Here is a 20,794-nt window from a genome sequence, read left to right on the forward strand (position 1 = left end):
GCTAATATAGCGGTGGTATTTCATTGGCCACCGCAAACCTATTTGAATATGACCCTATCAGAACTCATGCAATGGCATCAAAAAGCCATTGAAAGAAGCGGAAATGATGCCGAATGAAACAGCTTAAACTCGAAGTCATCTTCGGTTCACAGGATAAACTTAGCCCCGCACTTAAAATGCTTTCAGGCAACAGCTCTGCTGCTGCCAAAGCATTGAAAGGTGTCCGGGATGAGGTGAAACGACTTAACGATCAACAAAAACAAGTTGATGGTTTTATTAGACAAAAAAAAGCCACTGAAGACAGTGCCAAGGCCTTAAAAGATGTTCAGGATCGTATCAAATCCTTACGTCATGAGATGTCGACCAATCCTTCAGAAAAATTAACTCGAGATTTTGATAAAGCTACTAAAGAAGCCAAAAAACTTAAAGATGCCCATAGTCAAAATCAGATGAAGTTACAAGCTCTGCGTGGTGAACTCCAACAAACAGGAGTTTCGACAGGAAATCTGGCAGGCCATCAAATTGAATTATCCAGAAAAATCACAACGGCTAATGCTTCTATCGACAACCAGAAAAGAAAACTGGAAAACTTAAACCGACTTCAGCAGTCTCACTCTAAAATCTCTGGGAATGCCCGTACCGCTGCCATATATGGCGCAGGTATGACCGCAACTGGAGCAGCTGCTCTTTATCAGTTGCGTAAACCGATTGACGAAAGTAAGCATGTGGATATTGAGCAAAACCGGATTGCCTCATTAGGTTTGGGTGCTGAAGCCACAAAAGAGGCGACGGATTACGCCAAAGCAATGAAAACTTTTGGTACCTCAACCTTAGACAACTTGGCACTCATGCGGGATGGTGTCACTGCATTTGCAGACGTGCACCATGCCAAATTTGCTGCACCTATGCTGGCCAAAATGAAATTTGCCAACGAAGCCATGTACGGGGGAGAGCAAGGTGGGGAAAATGAAAAAAAATTCATGGATATGCTTAAAGTCATTGAACTGCGAAATGGCTTAAAAAATGAAGGTGCATTTAAAGAACAGGCCAATATTATCCAGCAAGTGATCACAGCAACAGGTGGACGTGTACAGGCAGGTGAATGGCTCAATGCGATTAAAACAGGTGGTGTAGCAGTTAAGGGCCTCACTAATGAAGCATTCTATTACAAGATGGAACCGATTGTTCAGGAGCTTGGTGGTCATCGTTTTGGTACATCTGCCATGTCAGCTTATCAGAATATTTATCAAGGCAGAACCACCAAACGTGCTGCACAAAATATGGATGAATTAGGACTAATTGCAGACCAAAGTAAAGTGCAACATGACAAGGCTGGGCAAGTTTCCTTTTTAAATCCGGGTGCGCTCAAAGGCGCAGAATTATTTAAGAAAGACCAGTTTGCATGGATGGAACAGATTCTACTACCTGCTTTGGCAGCAAAGGGAATTACCGAACGTGGACAGATCCATGATGCCATTGGCAGTATTTTTACCAACCGTAATGCCTCCAACCTGTTCACGACCATGTACGACCAACGTGAGCAAATCCATAAGAATGCCAAACTCAATGCCGGGGCTGACAATATTGATCAGCTTAATTCAAAAGCAGTAAATACCACCACAGGTAAAGAAATAGAGGCCAAAGCCAAACTTCATGATGCTTATCTGACCTTTGGCCAGACTATTTTACCGATCTATACCCGTGCCATTGAAATAGCAACCAATGCACTGAAAGGCTTTAACACATGGATGCAACAGAACCCAGCACTGGCCAAAATGCTAGGCGCGGGTTTATTGGTGCTTGCTACATCGCTTATGGCCATCGGTGGTGCTTTGGTGGTGTTTTCACCCCTTATTCTCAGTATGTTAAGTCTTCGACTGATGATGGCCACAGTCGGTGCACAGGGGAGTTCGCTGGGTTTTGCATTTAAACTATTAACGAGCCCCTTGGGGCTTTTACAAAAAGGTTTTATAGGAATCGGAAAGGCATTTCTATGGGTTGGGCGTTTGTTCCTGACCAACCCAATTTTATTGGCCGTAGCAGCCATAGCCACAGTTGCGTATCTGATTTATCAGAACTGGGGAGCTCTCTCTAACTTTTTTACTAATTTATGGGCTAAAGTGACCACGGTTACCTCATCCGCATGGGGTAGCATAACCAATACTATCACTGGTTGGATTACCAATATCTCAGCTACTTTATCTGGCTGGGGGAATGGGTTGACTGGCTGGTTCGGTGGTATTTGGGAGGGCTTGAAACAAGCATTTAATAATGGATGGAACAATCTAAAATCGATTATTCGGACTGTAGATACCATTTTTGCAGATAACCCTATCCTCCATTTTTTAATTCCAATCATTGGTATTCCACGGTTGATCATTGCCCATTGGACTACGATCTCAGCCTTTTTCCAAAGCCTATGGAGTGGTATCTCAGCCACCGTTGGAGGATGGATTTCAACGATCTGGAATACCTTGTCCAATTGGGGGGTGTCTATTCGTGCATGGTCCAGTAGCATCTGGATTGGGGTAATAAATGCGGTAGATAGTGCATGGCTAAATATTGAAACATCCATTGGACAAGCAATTAATCGGGTACTCGCGACATTACAGACATGGGGGGCAACAGCACAAAATTGGTTAAATGGTCTATGGACTTCAATTACCCTGACGACTTCGACTGCATGGATATCAATTAAAACGGCTGTGTCTACTGCATGGAATAATCTGGTTGCGAGTATTCAAACGAATCCGATCTTGCAAAAGATCATTACGGGTTGGCAGACCATATTTGGCTATTTAGGTTCATTAAAAGACAAAATGCTAGGCATTGGCCAGAATATTATTGATGGGCTAATTAACGGCATAAAATCCGGGTTTAGTGGCCTAAAATCGATTTGGACTCAGATTAATAGTTACATGCCCGATTTCATGCGAAAAAAAATGGACATTCATAGTCCATCGCGTGTCATGCGTGGTATTGGCCGTTTTATTGTCGCGGGGCTTGAAGTGGGGATAGGCCAGCAACAGGGTTCACTCCAAAACACGTATCAGCGTATTGTTGATACTTTTAGTGTGCCTCCTTCAACAACTTCTCCTGGTGCGATTGTTCCTCCTGAACAACAGACGATTTTCCAGAAAGTGGTGGCACTAACCAAGCCAGTCTTGGAAAAAGCACCGATCCTGAAGTTCTTTGATCAGATCAAAAGTCAATGGAACACGTTGTGGAATGGATTAGATAACATCGCGGATAAATTTCCAGAACGCATGAAAATGCTATTCGATGTACAGCCTGAATTTGATCAGCCGGCATGGGCTGTTCCTACTTTTAATACGCCAGTGGCTTTACCACCGATGATGAACAAGCCACTTCGTGCAGATACTGCAGCAACGGTCTCACCAGCAGCAAAATCCCAGCAACTCACTGTAGAAGGGGACACCGTTTCAATCTATGTCACAGCGCAACCGGGGCAATCCTCTCAAGACATCGCCTCTGAAGTTCGACGAGTATTAGAGACATATCAACGAGAAAAAGAGCACCGTGTCCGTGATCAATTCTGGGATAACCAATAGGAATTCAAACCATGATGATGATTTTTGGCGTATTTGTCTTTTCATTGCCTACAGCCACCTATCAAAAGTTACAACGTAATACCTCGTGGCGCCATGCTTCAAGCTCCCGGGTCGGGGACATGCCAGACTATCAGTTTGTCGGAAGAGGGGATGATGTCATCACCCTTGATGGCAGCATTCTTCCCGAATTTATGGGAACGCCACTCAGCTTGACCGCATTGCGGGTCATGGGTGACACCGGCAAAGCCTATCCCCTGATCAGTGGTACTGGGAAAATATTCGGCTTGTACTTTCTGGAGGATCTGGAAGAAACCCAGACCTATTTTTTTAAGAATGGTGCAGCCCGAAAAATTGAATTCAAGCTGACCTTGAAACAAAAAATGAAAGCAGGAACATTGGTTAATAACGTGATCAGTACAGTGATGGGATAGCGATGCTGGATGACATAACAACGGCAAATGCACATGCCATTTATAAAGTGGTGGTGAATGGTCAAGACATCACTGCAAAAATCAACTCACGTCTCATTAGCATGACCATTGCTGACAATCGGGGCATTGAAGCCGACTCGGTGTTGATGAACTTGTCCGATCACGATGGACTATTAGATATTCCCCCCAAAGGTGCAGAAATTGAAGTCTGGATCGGCTGGAGTTCGACTGGGCTGCTATACAAAGGGAAGTACTTCATCAAGGAGCGCGAACATTCAGGTACACCCGATGTTTTAAGTTTACGGGCCACCAGTGCAGATCTAAAAGCCAGTTTGAAGCGAAAACGTGAAGACAGCTTTCATGACAAAACTATTGGTGAAATCATCAGTAGCATCGCAGCACGAAACGGATTGGATGCAATTATCCAGGATAAATTGGCCAGCATAAAACTCGCCTTTATAGAACAGAATGAATCCGATGCCAACCTCATGACCCGGATTGCAGACGAACATGATGCGATTGCAACCGTTAAAAATGGCACATTATTATTTCTGGCCAAAGGCAAGGCTGAAACGGTCACGGGCCAGAGCCTGCCCGAAATCGAAATCACCCGGCAACAGGGTGATCGACATAGATTTAGTGATACCTCAGAGGGGGACGATATTTCTGGAGTCACCTGTTACTACTACGACTTAAAACTTCCTTTGAAACAGCAGGTCACTATCGGCAATAGCAGCCTGAATGTCCGGGAAATTCGACATCCGTTTCGTGACAGGGAAACAGCACTGCATAAAGCCCAGTCCGAATATAATCACATCAAACGCAAGGCCACCAGTTTCAGCTATTCATTTTCTCGCGGTCGTCCAGAGCTTATTCCGGAAATGACCTTTAAATTTACCGGGCTAAAATCTCCCATTGATGACATTGTTTGGTTAGGTACACAAGTCACCCATCGGCTGGATGGATCTGGAGGATTTACCACGGATGTGACACTGGAAGTCATGCTGCCGGATGCTGATGATATTAGCCAATTGATTGAAAATGAGAGGGGCGATTACACTGGCATAATCGCATATTATGGTAGTCCCAAGTCACCGAATAAAGTGACACAAGGAGACCAATCTAATCCAAAACGCCTTACCTATCTTTATAAAACCAAGATAACCGCAACTAAAGCCGCAGAACGCGAATTCAAACGGCTTCAGGATGAAAACTCTAATAGTTAAAAGTTACAGATAATCAGTTCATTTCCGTTATGATTTTTATCCGCTGCGCTGTTATTAACAGTCCAGCGGATTTTTTTGCTGTGTATGACATAGTCCTGGAATAATTCGCGTACTTCAGGAACATCATTCAAACTTAAAATAAATTTACCTTGCATCCCATCCAGTTGCTTCTTCAGTGCAAAGAAATCATCCTTGCCAAATATTTCCTTACCATAATCCTTTTCACACCCCCAATACGGTGGATCCAGATAGAATAACGTCTCAGGAGCATCCATGCGTTTAATCACGTAGTCATAGCCTGCATTCTCAATCGTCACGTGCTGTAGACGTTCATGAACAGAAATCAGATGCTGACGTAACTCATGACCGAGCTTTAGCCCACCTTTACGAGATTTTGTATAACTAAATGCACCTTCTAACTGGCAGCTAAACGCAGCCCGGAGCAAATAATAAAATTTGGCAGCCCGTTGAATATCAGTGAGTCCACGATCATTTTTTTTCATGTCATTAAATAGACTGCGTGAAAACAACAGTAAATCGAACTCAGCAACAAACGCATCAAAATGAAACTTCAGTACGCGGTATAAATTAATGAGGTCATCATTGACATCATTAATCACTTCAACGGTTGACGGAGTTTTTTTGAAAAGTACCCAACCTGCGCCCCCAAACACTTCCACATAAGTTTGATGAACCGGCATGAGATCAATAATAGTTCTGGCCAGTTGAGATTTACCCCCTAACCACCCACTAAAACTATGACCTTTTGGATTGTATTGTACAGACATGATTCTTACCTGTTTTAGGGCGCTCTAGGCACTCAGGTAAGGCACTCTCGGTGCTCAGGATATTAATGGATTTACAGCGCGAACATTTGATTTCCAGTGAATCAAAATGCCCAACCTTGGCAAGCAGCTTATAACAGCAGCGACAACGGATCGTATGCATAAGGATTTTGATTACAAAGAGAAAAAATCTTGGCAATAGTATTCAAATTTACTTAGATGTACAAATATTTAACCGTATAATAAAAAAAGACACAAATATTGTACTTTTGAGAGAGATATGCGGGGAAAACATCAATTATATTGTCCACACTGCAATGCAAAACTGACAATAAGAAGCAGCAGACAACAACACATATTATTGAGATCTATCTGGCTTCAGTGCACCAATATCCTTTGTGGTTTTACTGGAGCTGGAATTATTGAAATTACGCATCAGATTTCACCAAGTTCACAAAAGAATCCAAATATTTCACTCAAAAAGCTTAAACGCAGACCAGACAAATATATCAAGGACATTGACCCCGTCGCAGACAATCTCGACCTATTTCCTGAACTTGAAGACAGTTAATGCCAATTTTATTGACCATCGTTTTATTAACACTCTACGGAGGACCACATGTCTAATTCACAAACCAAAATTTCAACCGTTGCGATCGGTATTATCCAAGCCATGCAAACCGTTCATGCCATTTATACCGTTGTTGCAAACGCAATGGATGCAGCAGAAAAAGCCAACTCAGGGCAATCGGGGGCTGACAAAAAATTATGGGTACTGGCCTATGCCAGAGACGTAGTCCTGGCAATGGGGGATAACTGGGACGAACTGCTAGAAAAAGTTTCAACTTTCATTGACCAACTCAAATCAGCTTACAACACAGTAAAAGTCCTGTTTTAAGGACTTTTTTTAATATTTAAAGGGATAAATAAAATGGCGAAATGCAACATCTGCGGTAAACGCTGGTTTTTCTCAAAACAACCAAAATGTGATTGCCATAAGAAAAAATCTACGCATGATCATCTACCGGTGAGGAAAACTGCATTATTGTCAGATCCTCCCAAATATCGGCAAGATGATATCGATCCAAACTTACAGTACTACTCGACCAAGGCGATTCAGGATATCTCTGAGCCCAAAAAAGATGAATGTTGGCAAAATCGTTATTATCAAACACCTTCCCATCACTCTAACCATAGTCATAACTCTGACCAAAGTTGTGACTCATCTAGCTGGAGTTCTGGATCAAATGATAGTAGCAGTTATGACAGTGGATCCTCATCTAGTTCAAGTTGGGATTAAATGTGATTGACCAAAAAAACAATCCCGAATGTCGAATGGCTTTTATGGACTATATGAGTCTGAACCATAAAGCCGTTCAATAAATGCTAGAAATAATTCATCATCTTCAAAAGTATTCACTTTTCTTAAAAGTGCATACTTTTTGATGTAATTCGATAATTCTTCATCATCAAATGCGAGATAGGCCATACAATGCATTTCATCAATGGTTTGATAGGATATAAATGTTTTAATAGCATGATCCAAAACACCTAAATCTTCATGCATCTCGATAAATCTTAAAATAAAATTTATAAACTCCACATATTCCATTTCTAGCACTAGATAATCAGTCTTGCGATGTGCTGAAGCTAAAATTTCATAAAATGTAAGATCTAAACTTTCGTCTTCAACGCTTAGAAAGGTTTCAACTACTAAGTAATAGCTTCTTAGCCCATATATGATTTCACTTAAAAAAAATTTAAGCCCTCTATGTCCAAGTTGATTTTCTTGGAGTAAAAATTTAATCTTTTGGTTTTTTTCATCAATATATCTAAATAATAAATCATAAAAAGATTGGATTTTTGAATCATTAATTTGTTGTTCAATTAATGTGGCTTGTTGTGCTGTAATTTTTCTCTGGGCTTCAGCGATCGAATTACTTTCTTTTATTTCATTGCGTTGAGCTTCGAGCTCTTTACGCTGTTCTTTAAGTTCCTGTCTTTGCATAAATAATGAAATAATCAAAATGGCAAAAGCAAATCCACTGAATAAGGTATTCAATGAACCATAACTATCACCATATGTTCCAAATCGCTCCCCCACCTTTTGAAAATCATTTGAATTAATGACTTCATCAACCATTTCGGAGGGTTTGAGTGGGATTTTCACACTCAAAGAGGGCTTATCCATCCAACTTACAAATGTCGGATAATAAACCCAAATTAAAAAAATAATGGTTAGTGCAGCTAAGATCCCAAAAAACTCAAGTAAACTTTTATCTATTTTCTTTTTCTTGGCTTCAGGTGTTTTAGATAAAATTTTATCGACTAAGCAATTGATTATTTTCATTTCTTATTCTTCGGACACTTCTTACCAGTCCCACCCGGAAGACAGTCACACGCACTGCCGTCCCCATCCCGATCCAACCGCTTATAACCCGGTTTCTTTGCATTAAAATACGCCTGAGCTTCAGCATGCGTTTTAAAGTCTTTACAATATTTTGCAAATGCTATTGATGGAAGGCAAAGGCCAATCAATAAAGCAAGAATTAAATTTTTCATTATTTAACAACCTTATAAAATTTTTGTTCATATTCTTTAGCTTGTGTAGGCGTAAATTCTTTATCTAAACGTAGTAAATACAACCCTCTTTTGTACATATATTGATTATAAACAGGCATTTGTAAGGTTATTCTTTTTATATAGTTATATCGTCTATTTAAATCGGAAATATTTTTAAATTTCTCAAGTGTCCCACCCTTGAATTCTGTCGGATTAGTGTCAGGATCGTAATATCCATCACTTTCAAATTTAGGATCAATTCGAGGATCAGGCCAAGAAACTTTATCGATATATTGATTAGGACGACCCAATTGATCATTGGGGTCATTACTTTCATCAAATGGGTACACGAAATCGATGCCTTTAATATTCATGCTAAAAATAACTTGGGCAGCGTCTTGGGCATGGAGTAAAGATGATGTAAAAAGACAAAAAGCGCAAAATAGAAATAATTTTAGATAGTTTAAAATATTCATGAATACAATACGTTATTTATACTATTTACATATATTAACACGATATTATTTTTTAACAATGTGTTGACAAGCCCTTGTTATCTTTATTATATTGAAAAAACACATTGTTAAATGTGTTACACCGCAAAATCGGTGGCAGGCCTAGGAAACCTGTAAAATTTACTCAGAGCGCATAAAATACCGTCGCTTAAGCGACTATTTTTTTGCCTAAAAAGTCTGATCGACTATACTTTATGGTAGATCGGACAGGGCAGCCTCGCGCTGGCCGTTCTCTGAGTACGGTTTTCCTAGCCTTGTTCGGTCTACCACCATTACCCTAGGAAAGTAATGGCGGTGGGTTGTAAAAACTTACTCAGAGTAAAGATCATGACTCATCAAACTCATGGCGTAGTCACACGCCTGCCTCAACCTCATAACCATCATATCCATATTTTTCCCGCCTTCGTTGGGCCAGTACATCCCGCAGCAGTCTTAAAACAGGTCCTGGACTATTCCGTTCAGGAGCGCATGTATCAGCTTTGCCTACAGCGTCTCCAGTCGCCGGACTTTGCTGGTCAGATTCCTTCGATCGCAATTTATGATCCACAACCAGTCGATGGAATTACCCTCTATTTACACCCCGCCATTGTTGCATTTCTGATTTTCTTGCTTCTCACTTCAGTCTATTTATTGGCAGGAGTATGGCAGCTATGAACAACAACAGCATTTATCCCTATGTTCCTTTGACATCACGGTTGGTGACAAGCAAACAGGTTGACACGCCTATTCTGGGCTATTTCATGACCATACTGGATGCAGCTTGCCAGAAAGAACTGGATTTTAATCACACTCCAGAACAATTTGGCTTCTTAAGTATCAATCCTGAGCAAATCAATGACTTGGCTAACTTAACATCATTGCAGCCAATCGACATGGTCGATTTAGGGAAAGCATTGGGCAGTTTAATTTATCCAGTTTTCCGGGGGGAAACCAAAGTAAATAGCCCACTCTGGAACAATGAGCCTACCGTCGTTTGGCAATTTCAATTGAATGTAATGAATAGTTGGAACTTTAAAACGATGAATAATTCACGAGATAAAGCAGTAGAGTCATTTGATCAGGTGTTAGGTATGGTTCGTATTTTAAGAAGCTCACTGGAAGCGAGACATCAGGATCCTGAAATCATCCTAAATGCAAACGACTTGGCAAACGTGCTTTTATTAATTGAAGAGAAGCTGTGCGACGCACACAGGCTTCTCGAACCAGACTCGGGCATTTTGGATGATTGACCATTTAGGCTTGTAGATCGGATGCATAACCTTCGATCAGTGACATCAAACTGCGTTGAGCATGTTCGGGTAACTGTCGATAAGCCTTAAGCATCACGGATTCCTCAAGCGTCAGACCCTGATGATCAGGGTCTGCACCAAGTAAAATGTAATGGATATCCATCCCTTTTTTATGCATTTGCTGTAAATAAACCCATTGGTAAGGGACATGATCACGGAGATAGTTACCAACAGTATTTTCGTGAGCTCCGATTTCACGTGACAACCGCTTAGCAGGAAAATTGCATCGGCGTACTTCTTTTTGGAAACGCTCGGTCATCTCTTTTGTTACGACGTCAACGGACATATATTGAACCTTTAATGTTTAAATCGGTACAAACAATGTGTTATCTTTGTTTTTAGCACATTATTAGAACCTTAGGATACATCATGAACACACAAACAACACCATATCCAAGACAAAGACAGAAACGGATTACGGCCGAAAGAAAACCGTTCACCATCTATCTCACAGACGAACAAAAAAATGAGCTAGAGCAAACAGCAGATCAGCGCGGATTGAGCAAAGGCCTACTGGCAATGAACCGTTACGAGGCAGGCCTATCTCTTGAAAATCAAGAGGAGCACTAATCCATGTATCAATATGTGCATTACCAAAATAAGCAGCCCCGAGATAACCGACGCAATGTCAACCTGAATGATTCCGAAACCATGTTGTTTGATGCCATGTCTCGGATCACAGGTACACCCATTGCCGTCATTATTCGTGAATTTGCCTTACGTCATGCGATTCGTCTCATTATGGATACTGACCAATCTATCTTAGATCGCATTACCAATACAGGCGCACCAGAGCACCTCCAGCGGGGCTAAAGGGGAGGAACTGAATATGCGACATAACATGCAACTTACAGAGCAGGAAGAACAGGTGTTTGAAGAGATTCGCCAATTATTTGGATTGGCAACTATCGATGACGCCATTCGCTTTGTAATCCAGCAAGGCATTCAGAACCAACTGCAACAAATTGCAGAACATGTAGCACAACCTAAAAAATCCTAAGAGCTAAAGATGTATCCAGAGACACAGAGAGAAGCTGTCCGCAGACTTGAAAATGAATTCCACTTTAAAAAACGGGGAGAATATCTGACTCAAGGCATTTGCCCAAACTGTAAACATAAGGAGCTATATGCCTATGCTGAAGCTCCATGGACATTGCAGTGCAATCGTCGCAGCAAATGCGCCCACGTGGTTTATTTACGTGATCTCTACCCCGATCTCTTTGAGAATTGGGAAAAGCGTTTTCAACCCACCGAGAAAAATCCGACAGCCACAGTAGATGCTTATCTGGTAGAGGGGCGTGGTTTTCCGATCGACAAATTACGCGGTCAATATACTCAGGAATATTATAAGCATTTCCAGTCAGGGCTGGGCTCAGTCACCATTCGTTTTCCAATTACAGATGATTCTAACAATATCGGTTATTGGGAGCGTTGTCTCGATGACAAAGGCAAGATGCCTAAAACCCCCAATCCCAAAAATTTTAAAATGCAAGGGCATGGCTGGGTTCCTCCACAAACCGACCTGATCAATGCAAAAGAAATCTGGATTACGGAAGGGGTTTTTGACTCTATTGCTTTATGGCTCTCGGGTGTCACGACTTTTACAGCACTGACCTGTAACAACTACCCATTGATTTTGCTTAACTCCATTGCCGAACAATGCAAACAGCAAGATAAACCACGGCCAACACTCATCTGGGCATTTGATGCGGACCAAGCCGGACGCGAAGGTATCGAAAAAAATATCGAACGTGCCAGAAAAGAGGGATGGGAATGTGCTGCAGCACAGCCTCCATCCGGTTGGAACAAAACCGACTGGAATGACTTATATAAGCAGGAACGACTCACTGAAACTGATCTGAAAAATTACCGATACTACGGTGATTTACTCATAGCAGAACGTCCGGCTGATAAAGCTATTCTCATGTTCAAACGCAGCCCAAAAAATAGCAGCTTCCCGTTTGACTTTAATAACCGTCTATATTGGTTCAAAATCGACATGGACGTTTATAACCAGAAAATCCGCGAGTTTGGTCTTGAAGAAGACGACAACGACAGTGAAGACTGGGCCCAAAAAGAAAAAGACGAAATCACGGAGGAACTGAAAGAACAGGCCATCCGTAGTTGCTATTCCGTGACTGAAATCGCCAATTGCAAACCGACTGCCCTTTACTACCAGTACACCGAAGAAATTGACGATGCCAAATATTATTTTCGTATCGATTTCCCCAAAAATGCCCATCCTGTAAAAAATACCTTTACCGGTGGTCAGCTCTCCGCAGCATCAGAATTTAAAAAACGCCTGTTAGCCGTTGCCCCGGGTGTCATTTATACCGGCAATGGGGCGCAACTGGATCGGGTATTACGAAACACTATTGAAAATATTCGCCGAGTACAATTGATCAACTATGTCGGTTATCACAGTGAACTCAAAACCTATGTGTTAGGGGATCTGGCTGTACAAAACGGCAAGACGTATCCCATCAATAACGATGACTACTTTGCTCTTCCACGTCAGGTCAACCTCAAGGCAAACGTCCCATTTGCTTTAAAAATCAATAAGGAACTCGCTGAATATAACAAGGGGTGGGTCAATGATCTGGTACAGGCCTATGATGTTCGTGGTCTTGTCACTTTAACTGCATTTTTTGGCAGTCTATTTGTCCAGCAAATTCGCAAAATACATAAGTCCTTTCCATTTCTAGAAGTCGTGGGTGCACCGGGTACGGGTAAATCCACCATGTTGAACTTCATGTGGAAGCTATTGGGGCGTGAAGACAACAATGGCGACTATGAGGGACTTGATCCAAATAAAACCTCTGAGTCCGGTTTAATCAGGACATTTCGTCAAGTTGCAAACTTACCGGTGCTATTGATTGAATCGGATCGCTCTGGAGAGAACCAACCTTATTCCAGACAATTTAATTGGGACATGCTCAAGACTTTATATGATGGAGGCTCACTCGGTGCACGGGGGGTAAAAACCAACGGAAATGAGACCTATGAACCACCTTTTATGGGGTCATTGATCGTCAGCCAAAATGCTGAAGTCAATGGATCCGAAGCTATTAAAGGGCGGTTTGTCCACATTAAATTTGAAAAATATCATCTTACCTCCCAATCCCTTGCTGCCAGTAAACGCTTGCAGAAGTACAAAATCCAAGACGTCAGCTATTTCATTCTGAACTGTCTGGAAAAAGAACAGCAGATTTTAGAAAGTTATGCAGAGCTTCAGGAGGAATATGACGAAATGCTGCATAGCTCATACACCATCGAAAGTGCCCGGGTCATACATAACCATTCTCAATTTATGGCGCTTTTCAAAGCCCTGACAAAACACATTATCCAGATCGATGAGATGACCCAGCGTAAAGTGATTGAAGAACTTTCAGAAATGGCCATTAAGCGCGATAAGTCACTTCAACAAGACAGCACAATCGTTCAGAACTTCTGGGATACCTTTGAACAGATTGAAGCAACCAAGTCTCTGACGGAAGACACCGTTCTCAATCATCACAGCAAACGTCACAAATACATCGCAATCAATTTTGCCCATCTCTACAAAGTCGCTGCGGATCTACGCTTCAACTTACCAGATATGCGTGAACTTCAGGACGCGCTGCGTCTGAGCATGCATTACAAATTTATCGACTCAAACAAAATGGTGGCCAGCAAGTTACAAGGACAATCTGTCCGTTGCTGGTTGTTTGAAGTTCCGTCCACCCATCCCTCAAATGACTAATACATAGGAGCATAGTCATGTTTAAAATCGAAATGAAAGAAACCATTGGCTCAAAATCATGGTCAATCAATGTCAACCACGTTTCAGACAAAATAAAGAAACGCAGTTTTGAGACAACCCGTCCTGAGCTGCATCTTGCCTTGTTATTCATGCATTCAATTGATGATTATTTTACTCAATTTATCAAAAAAGTCCTGAATGAAAGTACCGCTATTCAATTCACTTTCTCTATCTCGGAAGTAATAGAGCACGATTCGACTGAAGCTAGCTTGTTTAAAGAAAAATCGAGTCTTCCTGAAGCTGGAAAGCCTTTAGTCGTTGTGGATTTTGAAGGTGATATTTTCTCACCTGTACTTTATGACGCAGATAAAAATGAATGGGTACATCAGAGTGGAAAATTACGTTCCGTGATTATTCATCAATGGGCATATCAAACTGACGTTTATAAATCACTCAATCTCCCATCCCTTAATGAGGAGATTAAACAAAATATTCAGCAACAATTTGAAGAAGAGTGCCGTCAGGAAAAACAGAAAAAACGGGGCATGGAGAAACAAGTTTTAGAAGGTCTTAAAAACTCTCTAAAAGAGGCATTTCCAGATGCAAGCATCGAAATAAATGCAATCAAATTCTGAGGAAAAAACCATGGTACCTGAAAACCAACTTGACCATATTGGTCAAAAAATTATTGAAGTACTCCGTGAGAAATTCCCGAATGATGCAGGTTACGTGACTTCAAAAATTCATCGTCTGGCACAAATGGAGAATAAGTTTGAAACCTTTGCTTGGGCATTGGATCAACTTGACCATGAAAATAAAAGCCGACTTTTTGAAAAATTGGGATTGGATATAAAGAACCAGATCCATTATCGACATTTATTTCAGCAACTTTAATGGCAAAGCACACATGCAAAAGCGGCCACTTCTGCATGTGTCACACAATTACCGGAGAGCAATTATGCAAAACGATTCTAACTTAGAAAGTTTACCAGCGGAAATTCATCTACATCCGTATGTATATCAGCGCTACAACCATTTATCCAATGCAGTGCTTACCCCACACTTAAACCATCCAAATTTTCAACAAAGAAGTGATTATTCGAGTCGATGTAATTATAGCCACACAAAAAGAAAATTTAACCCTGTGATTAAACCCATTTCGGATATTGAAAAGATATACCGGAAAAAATGGGCAGAACGTCAGGTTCATTACATTTTGAATATGCCAAGTAATGCTGTTCTGGAGATTTGATGATGTATAAACAGAAAAAATTTGCCATAACCCGCGGTGGTTGGTGGCCTTGTGAAGAAAAAGTACTTCTTTCCATGCTCCAAGATAATTATCCAGTTCATCAAATTGCGGATGTTTTACAGCGTGAACGGATGGGGGTTCACACAAAAATTAAAATTTTGAAAAAACAGGGAGTGCTGGCGTCATGAGAGGAATCAATAAAGTGATTTTGGTGGGAACTCTTGGAGCAAATCCGATAGCTAAACATTTTCCTAATGGCGGAGGTTATGCTCAGTTTTCTATAGCCACTAGCGAACGCTGGCAAGATAAACAAACGGGAGAATGGCATGAAAATACTGAGTGGCATCGTATTGTAGCCTATGCACGTCTGGGTGAAATTGCATGCCAATATCTTAAAAAGGGCTCAAAAGTCTATGTCGAAGGGTCATTACACACGAGAACATGGACTGATCAAAATCGTCAGGAACGATTCATAACTGAGGTCAGAGTCCATACATTTAACGCTCTGGATTATGTTCCACACGCCAACGCAGTATGAGGAGAAAAATAAAATGACGGCTCTAATTTTTGATGTTGAAACCCATAAATTGCATGGCGATATTATTGAAGTGGCTTATCAGGGCGTTGAATTTCTACAAAATAGATTCCTGTTAAAAATGCATGAATATCGTTTTAATCAACGCTATAAACCGAGTGAGCAGATTGATATTTCAGCAATGGCGATACATTTAATAGCAGATGAAGATCTCGAAAAATCTCCTTCTTTTAAAGAATTTAATTTTCCAGAGGATCTAATTCCTGAATATCTGATTGGCCATAATATCGATTATGACATTGATGCCATTGCAAGGGCGGGATGTAATACTAAACATATCAAACGGATCTGCACCTTAGCGATGTCCCGGTATCTCTGGCCAGAGCTTGAATCACATAAATTGCCAGTTGTCGCATTATATGTAAGTAAAAATAGATCCATGACAGCACATGAATTGCGGTTTGCACATTGTGCAGCTCAAGACTGTGATATCACTTTTAACGTTCTTCAAGCAATTATTCAGCATCAAAACATTAACTCTATAGAGGAGCTATATCAGTTTTCAGAGTTGGCCAGAGTTCCTACACATATTTTTTGGGGAAAATGGAGGGGTAGGCGAATTTTCGATTTAGAAACCAAGCAAATAAAACAATTGCTTGAGAATGAAACCGATAAATACCTATTAACGGCCTTAAATAACGAACTGACAGACCGTATTCGTCCTCGTTAAACCTCAATCAGAACACCTTTAGCGCACCTCGCTAAAGGTGTTTTTTATGTCCAAAATTCTTTAAACGCACCAAAAAATGTAGGTAACCCATGTCAGCAGGACTCGAAATCCGAAAAAAAAGCATGCGTATCTGGATCAGAGACGGTGAACTGATAAAAGAACCTCTCGACTATGAACTGACCGACGAAAATATTGTCAGAGCCAAGCAACTCGTCGAACTCATTAAGTTAGAGTTAAAACTGGGAAAATTTGACTTGGCCAAACACTTTCCTGATTCTAGAAATATTAAGACCAATACCATGAGTTATTACATTAATCGTTGGTTAGATCAGATCGAATCTGAAATTGCCCCCAGCACCTTTGATGCTTATAAAAGCCAAGTAAAATGCCATGTCCGGCCTAAATGGGGAAAATTACCCCCTTCCGAAATTAATACCAACGATGTCAAAAAATGGGCAAATGGCCTTAAACGAGATCTTGCACCTAAAACAGTTCGGGAAATTGTGACGCGTCTATCCCAGATCCACAGCATCTGGAGAAACGAACATAAAATTGCATTTGATCCAATGAGAGATATTAATATCCACCAGATGGATCCATGTGAACCAGATCCATTTTCTAAGTCTGAAATTAATGCAATTCTATCGACCGATTCGCATCCTGATTTAACTAACTTTCTACCATGTCTGATATGGACTGGTTTTTCTATTTCAGAGCAGCTCCCAATTGCATGGGAAGATATAGACCTAAATACTGGAATGATCCAGATCCGCAGATCATATGTCCGGGGCGTTTATCGGGTAACAAAAAACAGGCGTAGGAATAGACGCATTAAATTACTTCAGCCTGCACTGGAGGCACTACGACGACAATATAAATATACGGCCAATTGTCGCGGACAAACTATATCAATTTTGCAGCGGGATAACGTGACCTACAAACAGGAACGTTTACGATTTGTGTGGATAAACACTGAATTATCAACACATTTTGAGTATTACACATTGCGTTATTTGTGGAGAAAACATTTGTCCAAAGCCAAAATTCGTTATCGTGGCCCAAATCAGGGGAGACATACATTCGCAAGTCAGCTTTTATCATCTGGACAAGTTCCTCCAGAATGGATCGCTGAACAGCTTGGCCATAGTGATACGTCCATGATTTATCGTCATTACGGCAAACTTATTGCAGAGGATTTACCTGATTATGCTGGTCGAATAAACCTGTACATAGCATCCTAGTAATTTTTCTTCCTTTAATATTGCATAAAAATTACAAGAGAAAAATTAAAAAAGTGCCTGATAGTAGGGCACTTTTTTTTATAAATTGCTTTGTTACTCCAAAATAATGATTAAGCCTTAGCCTCTATTCCCCAAATCCCATTTTAAAAGATTCATATTTTAGTAAGTTACTGAAAATAAATGTTATATAAGCAGCTTATTAATAGGTTCGAGCCCCATCATTCACCCCAATTCGGAGCATAGCACAGCCTGGTAGTGCACCTGGTTTGGGACCAGGGGGTCGTAGGTTCGAATCCTACTGCTCCGACCATCTTTAAGAATTAAAGGTAGGTTGAAAGAATCCGCTTAAATGCGGTTTTTTTATGCCTGTATTTTTTTAATTTGACCGTACCTCCATCATTTAATTTGATAGAGGTTCAAATGCTTTAAATTTAAGGAATAATAATTACAGCAACACGACGATTGGTAGCACGATTTTCTTCATTGATATTAGGTACTAATGGTTGTTCAGCACCCCGACCAATAATTTGTATATTTTGCGATTTAAAGCCGTGTGCTAGAAAAATATTGGCTACACTTTGAGCGCGCTCTTGTGATAGTTTTAAATTGTACTGTGCTGCGCCGATATTATCGGTATGTCCAACGATCTTCACTTTTTCTAAATCATATTTTTGCAATTGATTACTTAAACGTGAAATTTCCTGTTCATGTACAGGTTTGATATCTGTTTTATCAAAATCAAATAACAAACGTTCTGGTAAACCCAAAGTCCAGCCTTCATCTGTTAAAACAAAACCTTCTTTTTTCAGCATACGCACTTGTTTATATTTTAATGGGCCAAAACTTAAGCAACCGGAAAGAGCAATACAAATGATTGCCAAGAATGAAATTTTCAGGGAGTGACTAAGCATGTGGAATTCCAAAATTAGGGTTTGTAAATAAACCAGTGGTGAGTTAAGTGTTTCGCTTTATACATCGATTGATCGGCCTGCATGATCAAATCTTCTGGAGTAGAGGCAAATCGTGAAAATGCGATTCCCAAACTAAAACTGAATTCAATAGACTGCCCTTCAAAAATAATTGGTTGTTTGCTACTAGAAATTAAATTTTCGGCAATCGTAATTAAGTTTTCAACTTGATGGATTGACTGCAGTATGACGGCAAATTCATCACCACCCAAACGTGCAATAAAGTCCTGATGTCTAAGTTTTGATTTTAAGCGTCGTGCCATTTCTTTAAGAACAGCATCACCTGCGAGATGTCCAAATTGGTCATTAATTTGTTTAAAATTATTATTATCAATAAACATCAGCGCAGAACTTTGTCGTTTGTGACTATCCTCAAATAAACTGACTAATTCCTGATAAAAATAACTTCGATTTGGAAGCTGAGTTAAATGGTCGTGATGCGCTTTAAATGACAGTTGATGGTTTTCATTTTGTAGATGAGTATGCCATTTTTGAATTTCCTCAAGCAGTTGATTGAACACATCATTCAACTCCTGAAATTCTTTGATATCATTGTGTGGGAACCGTAAGTTATATGCTTTTTGGTCGCTTACTACTTGTGCAATTTGAGTCAATGGACGCATAGACTGCATGATATAGCGATAAGTCAAATTAGTTGACCACCACAAAGCCATCACAATAAAAATCATGGCAATCGCTAATCCAATCAAAATGGTGATAATAAATTGGATAATCTTCTCTGAGCTTCCAAAAAGAACCAACTCACCAATTTTGTTATTATGATGGTAAATAGTTAATTTAATTGGATCTTTTAAAAAAATATGATCCAATAAGCCTTGTAACTGACTAGAATATAGCGGGGGTTTGGAGCTAGAAGCTAATTCGTGATTGGACTTATCATAAATAAGAATCGTTCGAATAGAGTGTTGCTCTGTATATTCATTTAGAATCTGCTGTAAAGTCACCTGATCTTTAAAAACAAGTGCGGGTTGAATACGTTCACTAACCGTTAAACTCAAAATATTTAAATTTTGTTTAGCATAAGTCTCTATCGTAAAAATAGAAATCAGCACAAATGTAAATGTACAAATAAAGAAAGTAATTGCAAAAATCGTCGCTTGAGATTTTCGGAATAAAGAATGTAAAGATTTCGATTCATATAGACTTGAAATCATATACTCTTACTCCGCATTGCGAGCTAAAAGTAATACTCTAGGATCGATATGAACCTGAGAATGACTTAAAGCATCCAGATTAACTTTAAAAGTGGTTAATCCACGTTGCGTGTATAAACAAAAAATACTTCCAATCTCACAATCTGGATTATTATTACTAAAAGACAATAAATTCTTTTGAGGATAAGCATTCACTAAATTTTGTTGTTGTTGAGGAGTAAGATTGGAAAAGTAAACTGCTTGACATTGAGATTTGGGAAAATTGCCCGCGGTTAAACCCTGTATATGATACTCATAGGCAGATTGCTTAACCTGATTCTGAAAAGCTGTTGTTGCGGTAGGATTATCGATGACACATAACGTTGGCGTAATATTATTTGGCCATTTACTATAACTTAAAATAGCTAACGTCAGACTATAAGCATTATGTACAGAAACGGCAGACACAGTTTCACACGTCACTAAAATGACAATAGCAACAGCCAGACTTCTTTTGATATTGCCAAACATTTCAATAAAACTTATAAATATGCGAACCGTAATATAATTCTACTTAAATTAGCTGCCTAAAAAAAGTTCTAAATTTATTCAATTCAAATTCGCTCCAAGCTTTTAATTTCGAAATACAATCATTTTGTTTGTAAAATAACCAAACGTTTGGAAATGGTACAAAATTTAATCGATGTATTTAAAAACCTTTAAAAAGGGGTTGCATGGATGGGGGAATGCTGTAGAATGCGCACTCATCGGCGGTGATGTTGATAAAAACTT

At 40.1% G+C, this 20,794-nt stretch carries 29 protein-coding genes and 1 tRNA gene; 21 read left to right on the forward strand and 9 right to left on the reverse strand.

Features of this window, described 5'->3' with window-relative positions:
• The first annotated feature begins 6 nt into the window (after positions 1–6).
• The 4 genes from IAE20_RS02710 to IAE20_RS02725 are packed head-to-tail and all read left to right on the forward strand — an operon-like array spanning position 7 to position 5,229.
• Positions 7–117, forward strand: a complete 111-nt coding sequence (locus IAE20_RS02710) for a GpE family phage tail protein (protein ID WP_320159816.1) — start codon at positions 7–9, stop codon at positions 115–117.
• A complete protein-coding gene (locus tag IAE20_RS02715) occupies positions 114–3,572 on the forward strand; it encodes a phage tail tape measure protein (protein ID WP_200481461.1) in 3,459 nt (1,152 codons plus the stop codon). The genes IAE20_RS02710 and IAE20_RS02715 overlap by 4 nt, the downstream gene beginning before the upstream one ends.
• Positions 3,573–3,583: 11 nt before the next feature.
• Entirely contained in the window at positions 3,584–4,003 is a 420-nt protein-coding gene (locus tag IAE20_RS02720; protein ID WP_200481460.1) for a phage tail protein, read from the forward strand.
• Positions 4,004–4,005: 2 nt separating this feature from the next.
• Complete coding sequence (locus IAE20_RS02725; RefSeq protein ID WP_200481459.1) at positions 4,006–5,229, forward strand: contractile injection system protein, VgrG/Pvc8 family; 1,224 nt, start codon at positions 4,006–4,008, stop codon at positions 5,227–5,229.
• Here the strand turns inward: IAE20_RS02725 and IAE20_RS02730 are convergent.
• A complete protein-coding gene (locus tag IAE20_RS02730) occupies positions 5,226–6,017 on the reverse strand; it encodes a DNA adenine methylase (RefSeq protein WP_200481458.1) in 792 nt (263 codons plus the stop codon). The two genes, IAE20_RS02725 and IAE20_RS02730, sit on opposite strands and share 4 nt — an antisense overlap.
• Positions 5,986–6,177 (reverse strand): Com family DNA-binding transcriptional regulator, encoded by a 192-nt coding sequence (locus IAE20_RS16905; protein ID WP_200481457.1) that lies wholly within the window; start codon positions 6,175–6,177, stop codon positions 5,986–5,988. Before IAE20_RS16905 ends, IAE20_RS02730 begins: the two co-directional genes overlap by 32 nt.
• Positions 6,178–6,294: 117 nt before the next feature.
• Here IAE20_RS16905 and IAE20_RS02740 point away from each other — a divergent pair, with 117 nt between their 5' ends.
• The 3 genes from IAE20_RS02740 to IAE20_RS02750 are packed head-to-tail and all read left to right on the forward strand — an operon-like array spanning position 6,295 to position 7,314.
• The gene (locus IAE20_RS02740) at positions 6,295–6,585 is read left to right on the forward strand and encodes an ogr/Delta-like zinc finger family protein (protein ID WP_200481456.1); all 291 of its coding nucleotides are present in this window, start codon (positions 6,295–6,297) and stop codon (positions 6,583–6,585) included.
• A 48-nt stretch (positions 6,586–6,633) separates the two neighbouring features.
• Positions 6,634–6,912 (forward strand): hypothetical protein, encoded by a 279-nt coding sequence (locus IAE20_RS02745; RefSeq protein WP_200481455.1) that lies wholly within the window; start codon positions 6,634–6,636, stop codon positions 6,910–6,912.
• Between the two features lie 33 nt (positions 6,913–6,945).
• Positions 6,946–7,314 (forward strand): hypothetical protein, encoded by a 369-nt coding sequence (locus tag IAE20_RS02750; RefSeq protein ID WP_200481454.1) that lies wholly within the window; start codon positions 6,946–6,948, stop codon positions 7,312–7,314.
• Positions 7,315–7,356: 42 nt separating this feature from the next.
• Here IAE20_RS02750 and IAE20_RS02755 read toward each other — a convergent pair whose 3' ends face one another.
• From IAE20_RS02755 to IAE20_RS02765, 3 genes are read right to left on the reverse strand one after another with little or no spacing between them, the layout of a single operon-like run.
• The gene (locus IAE20_RS02755; RefSeq protein WP_200481453.1) at positions 7,357–8,364 is read right to left on the reverse strand and encodes a hypothetical protein; all 1,008 of its coding nucleotides are present in this window, start codon (positions 8,362–8,364) and stop codon (positions 7,357–7,359) included.
• On the reverse strand, positions 8,361–8,576 hold the full coding sequence (locus IAE20_RS02760) for an excalibur calcium-binding domain-containing protein (RefSeq protein ID WP_200481452.1): 216 nt from the start codon (positions 8,574–8,576) through the stop codon (positions 8,361–8,363). Before IAE20_RS02760 ends, IAE20_RS02755 begins: the two co-directional genes overlap by 4 nt.
• Positions 8,576–9,052 carry a hypothetical protein gene (locus IAE20_RS02765; RefSeq protein WP_200481451.1) on the reverse strand — a complete coding sequence of 159 codons (477 nt, stop codon included), beginning with the start codon at positions 9,050–9,052 and terminating at the stop codon, positions 8,576–8,578. Before IAE20_RS02765 ends, IAE20_RS02760 begins: the two co-directional genes overlap by 1 nt.
• A 366-nt stretch (positions 9,053–9,418) precedes the next feature.
• On the opposite strand from IAE20_RS02765, the gene IAE20_RS02770 reads away from it, so the two are divergent.
• Together IAE20_RS02770 and IAE20_RS02775 are read left to right on the forward strand one after the other, a co-directional pair.
• Complete coding sequence (locus tag IAE20_RS02770) at positions 9,419–9,745, forward strand: hypothetical protein (RefSeq protein ID WP_200481450.1); 327 nt, start codon at positions 9,419–9,421, stop codon at positions 9,743–9,745.
• Positions 9,742–10,320, forward strand: a complete 579-nt coding sequence (locus IAE20_RS02775; protein WP_200481449.1) for a hypothetical protein — start codon at positions 9,742–9,744, stop codon at positions 10,318–10,320. Before IAE20_RS02770 ends, IAE20_RS02775 begins: the two co-directional genes overlap by 4 nt.
• 4 nt (positions 10,321–10,324) lie before the next feature.
• Here the strand turns inward: IAE20_RS02775 and IAE20_RS02780 are convergent, their stop codons facing one another.
• Positions 10,325–10,666, reverse strand: coding sequence for a hypothetical protein (locus IAE20_RS02780; RefSeq protein ID WP_200481448.1), 342 nt, complete (start codon positions 10,664–10,666; stop codon positions 10,325–10,327).
• A gap of 83 nt (positions 10,667–10,749) precedes the next feature.
• On the opposite strand from IAE20_RS02780, the gene IAE20_RS02785 reads away from it, so the two are divergent.
• The 12 genes from IAE20_RS02785 (at position 10,750) to IAE20_RS02840 (ending at position 18,190) form a co-directional block, all read left to right on the forward strand.
• Complete coding sequence (locus IAE20_RS02785; protein ID WP_200481447.1) at positions 10,750–10,950, forward strand: hypothetical protein; 201 nt, start codon at positions 10,750–10,752, stop codon at positions 10,948–10,950.
• A 3-nt stretch (positions 10,951–10,953) separates the two neighbouring features.
• Positions 10,954–11,193 (forward strand): hypothetical protein, encoded by a 240-nt coding sequence (locus tag IAE20_RS02790; protein ID WP_200481446.1) that lies wholly within the window; start codon positions 10,954–10,956, stop codon positions 11,191–11,193.
• A gap of 16 nt (positions 11,194–11,209) precedes the next feature.
• Positions 11,210–11,380, forward strand: coding sequence for a hypothetical protein (locus IAE20_RS02795; protein WP_200481445.1), 171 nt, complete (start codon positions 11,210–11,212; stop codon positions 11,378–11,380).
• Between the two features lie 9 nt (positions 11,381–11,389).
• Positions 11,390–14,122, forward strand: coding sequence for a toprim domain-containing protein (locus tag IAE20_RS02800; RefSeq protein ID WP_200481444.1), 2,733 nt, complete (start codon positions 11,390–11,392; stop codon positions 14,120–14,122).
• Positions 14,123–14,139: 17 nt separating this feature from the next.
• Positions 14,140–14,757, forward strand: a complete 618-nt coding sequence (locus tag IAE20_RS02805) for a hypothetical protein (RefSeq protein ID WP_200481443.1) — start codon at positions 14,140–14,142, stop codon at positions 14,755–14,757.
• A gap of 10 nt (positions 14,758–14,767) precedes the next feature.
• Positions 14,768–15,016, forward strand: coding sequence for a hypothetical protein (locus IAE20_RS02810; protein ID WP_200481442.1), 249 nt, complete (start codon positions 14,768–14,770; stop codon positions 15,014–15,016).
• Positions 15,017–15,080: 64 nt separating this feature from the next.
• The gene (locus IAE20_RS02815; protein ID WP_200481441.1) at positions 15,081–15,374 is read left to right on the forward strand and encodes a hypothetical protein; all 294 of its coding nucleotides are present in this window, start codon (positions 15,081–15,083) and stop codon (positions 15,372–15,374) included.
• Entirely contained in the window at positions 15,374–15,562 is a 189-nt protein-coding gene (locus tag IAE20_RS02820) for a hypothetical protein (RefSeq protein WP_227610808.1), read from the forward strand. Before IAE20_RS02815 ends, IAE20_RS02820 begins: the two co-directional genes overlap by 1 nt.
• On the forward strand, positions 15,559–15,912 hold the full coding sequence (gene ssb, locus IAE20_RS02825; protein WP_200481440.1) for a single-stranded DNA-binding protein: 354 nt from the start codon (positions 15,559–15,561) through the stop codon (positions 15,910–15,912). Before IAE20_RS02820 ends, ssb begins: the two co-directional genes overlap by 4 nt.
• Before the next feature lie 13 nt (positions 15,913–15,925).
• Positions 15,926–16,639 carry a 3'-5' exonuclease gene (locus IAE20_RS02830; protein ID WP_200481439.1) on the forward strand — a complete coding sequence of 238 codons (714 nt, stop codon included), beginning with the start codon at positions 15,926–15,928 and terminating at the stop codon, positions 16,637–16,639.
• Between the two features lie 89 nt (positions 16,640–16,728).
• Entirely contained in the window at positions 16,729–17,880 is a 1,152-nt protein-coding gene (locus IAE20_RS02835) for a tyrosine-type recombinase/integrase (protein ID WP_200481438.1), read from the forward strand.
• A 233-nt stretch (positions 17,881–18,113) separates the two neighbouring features.
• Positions 18,114–18,190: transfer RNA gene (locus IAE20_RS02840), tRNA-Pro, on the forward strand.
• Positions 18,191–18,311: 121 nt separating this feature from the next.
• Here IAE20_RS02840 and IAE20_RS02845 read toward each other — a convergent pair.
• From IAE20_RS02845 to IAE20_RS02855, 3 genes are read right to left on the reverse strand one after another with little or no spacing between them, the layout of a single operon-like run.
• Entirely contained in the window at positions 18,312–18,791 is a 480-nt protein-coding gene (locus IAE20_RS02845; RefSeq protein WP_200459354.1) for an OmpA family protein, read from the reverse strand.
• 14 nt (positions 18,792–18,805) lie between these two features.
• Positions 18,806–20,023, reverse strand: coding sequence for a diguanylate cyclase domain-containing protein (locus IAE20_RS02850; RefSeq protein WP_200459355.1), 1,218 nt, complete (start codon positions 20,021–20,023; stop codon positions 18,806–18,808).
• Positions 20,024–20,029: 6 nt separating this feature from the next.
• Complete coding sequence (locus IAE20_RS02855) at positions 20,030–20,491, reverse strand: YfiR family protein (RefSeq protein ID WP_413784479.1); 462 nt, start codon at positions 20,489–20,491, stop codon at positions 20,030–20,032.
• Positions 20,492–20,794: the final 303 nt, after the last annotated feature.

It is taken from the genome of Acinetobacter sp. S54 (assembly GCF_016624945.1).
In the GTDB taxonomy this organism is placed as follows: Bacteria; Pseudomonadota; Gammaproteobacteria; order Pseudomonadales; family Moraxellaceae; genus Acinetobacter.

Bases quoted from the DNA above. Each gene is read 5' to 3' on its own strand.
- IAE20_RS02800 (WP_200481444.1), top strand. From the start codon at position 11,390: ATGTATCCAGAGACACAGAGAGAAGCTGTCCGCAGACTTGAAAATGAA.
- IAE20_RS02725 (WP_200481459.1), top strand. From the start codon at position 4,006: ATGCTGGATGACATAACAACGGCAAATGCACATGCCATTTATAAAGTG.
- IAE20_RS02795 (WP_200481445.1), top strand. From the start codon at position 11,210: ATGCGACATAACATGCAACTTACAGAGCAGGAAGAACAGGTGTTTGAA.
- IAE20_RS02810 (WP_200481442.1), top strand. From the start codon at position 14,768: ATGGTACCTGAAAACCAACTTGACCATATTGGTCAAAAAATTATTGAA.
- IAE20_RS02850 (WP_200459355.1), bottom strand. From the start codon at position 20,023: ATGATTTCAAGTCTATATGAATCGAAATCTTTACATTCTTTATTCCGA.
- ssb (WP_200481440.1), top strand. From the start codon at position 15,559: ATGAGAGGAATCAATAAAGTGATTTTGGTGGGAACTCTTGGAGCAAAT.
- IAE20_RS02790 (WP_200481446.1), top strand. From the start codon at position 10,954: ATGTATCAATATGTGCATTACCAAAATAAGCAGCCCCGAGATAACCGA.
- IAE20_RS02815 (WP_200481441.1), top strand. From the start codon at position 15,081: ATGCAAAACGATTCTAACTTAGAAAGTTTACCAGCGGAAATTCATCTA.
- IAE20_RS02770 (WP_200481450.1), top strand. From the start codon at position 9,419: ATGACTCATCAAACTCATGGCGTAGTCACACGCCTGCCTCAACCTCAT.
- IAE20_RS02720 (WP_200481460.1), top strand. From the start codon at position 3,584: ATGATGATGATTTTTGGCGTATTTGTCTTTTCATTGCCTACAGCCACC.
- IAE20_RS16905 (WP_200481457.1), bottom strand. From the start codon at position 6,177: ATGCATACGATCCGTTGTCGCTGCTGTTATAAGCTGCTTGCCAAGGTT.
- IAE20_RS02765 (WP_200481451.1), bottom strand. From the start codon at position 9,052: ATGAATATTTTAAACTATCTAAAATTATTTCTATTTTGCGCTTTTTGT.
- IAE20_RS02830 (WP_200481439.1), top strand. From the start codon at position 15,926: ATGACGGCTCTAATTTTTGATGTTGAAACCCATAAATTGCATGGCGAT.
- IAE20_RS02845 (WP_200459354.1), bottom strand. From the start codon at position 18,791: ATGCTTAGTCACTCCCTGAAAATTTCATTCTTGGCAATCATTTGTATT.
- IAE20_RS02715 (WP_200481461.1), top strand. From the start codon at position 114: ATGAAACAGCTTAAACTCGAAGTCATCTTCGGTTCACAGGATAAACTT.
- IAE20_RS02740 (WP_200481456.1), top strand. From the start codon at position 6,295: ATGCGGGGAAAACATCAATTATATTGTCCACACTGCAATGCAAAACTG.
- IAE20_RS02750 (WP_200481454.1), top strand. From the start codon at position 6,946: ATGGCGAAATGCAACATCTGCGGTAAACGCTGGTTTTTCTCAAAACAA.
- IAE20_RS02835 (WP_200481438.1), top strand. From the start codon at position 16,729: ATGTCAGCAGGACTCGAAATCCGAAAAAAAAGCATGCGTATCTGGATC.
- IAE20_RS02755 (WP_200481453.1), bottom strand. From the start codon at position 8,364: ATGAAAATAATCAATTGCTTAGTCGATAAAATTTTATCTAAAACACCT.
- IAE20_RS02730 (WP_200481458.1), bottom strand. From the start codon at position 6,017: ATGTCTGTACAATACAATCCAAAAGGTCATAGTTTTAGTGGGTGGTTA.
- IAE20_RS02780 (WP_200481448.1), bottom strand. From the start codon at position 10,666: ATGTCCGTTGACGTCGTAACAAAAGAGATGACCGAGCGTTTCCAAAAA.
- IAE20_RS02745 (WP_200481455.1), top strand. From the start codon at position 6,634: ATGTCTAATTCACAAACCAAAATTTCAACCGTTGCGATCGGTATTATC.
- IAE20_RS02775 (WP_200481449.1), top strand. From the start codon at position 9,742: ATGAACAACAACAGCATTTATCCCTATGTTCCTTTGACATCACGGTTG.
- IAE20_RS02820 (WP_227610808.1), top strand. From the start codon at position 15,374: ATGATGTATAAACAGAAAAAATTTGCCATAACCCGCGGTGGTTGGTGG.
- IAE20_RS02805 (WP_200481443.1), top strand. From the start codon at position 14,140: ATGTTTAAAATCGAAATGAAAGAAACCATTGGCTCAAAATCATGGTCA.
- IAE20_RS02760 (WP_200481452.1), bottom strand. From the start codon at position 8,576: ATGAAAAATTTAATTCTTGCTTTATTGATTGGCCTTTGCCTTCCATCA.
- IAE20_RS02785 (WP_200481447.1), top strand. From the start codon at position 10,750: ATGAACACACAAACAACACCATATCCAAGACAAAGACAGAAACGGATT.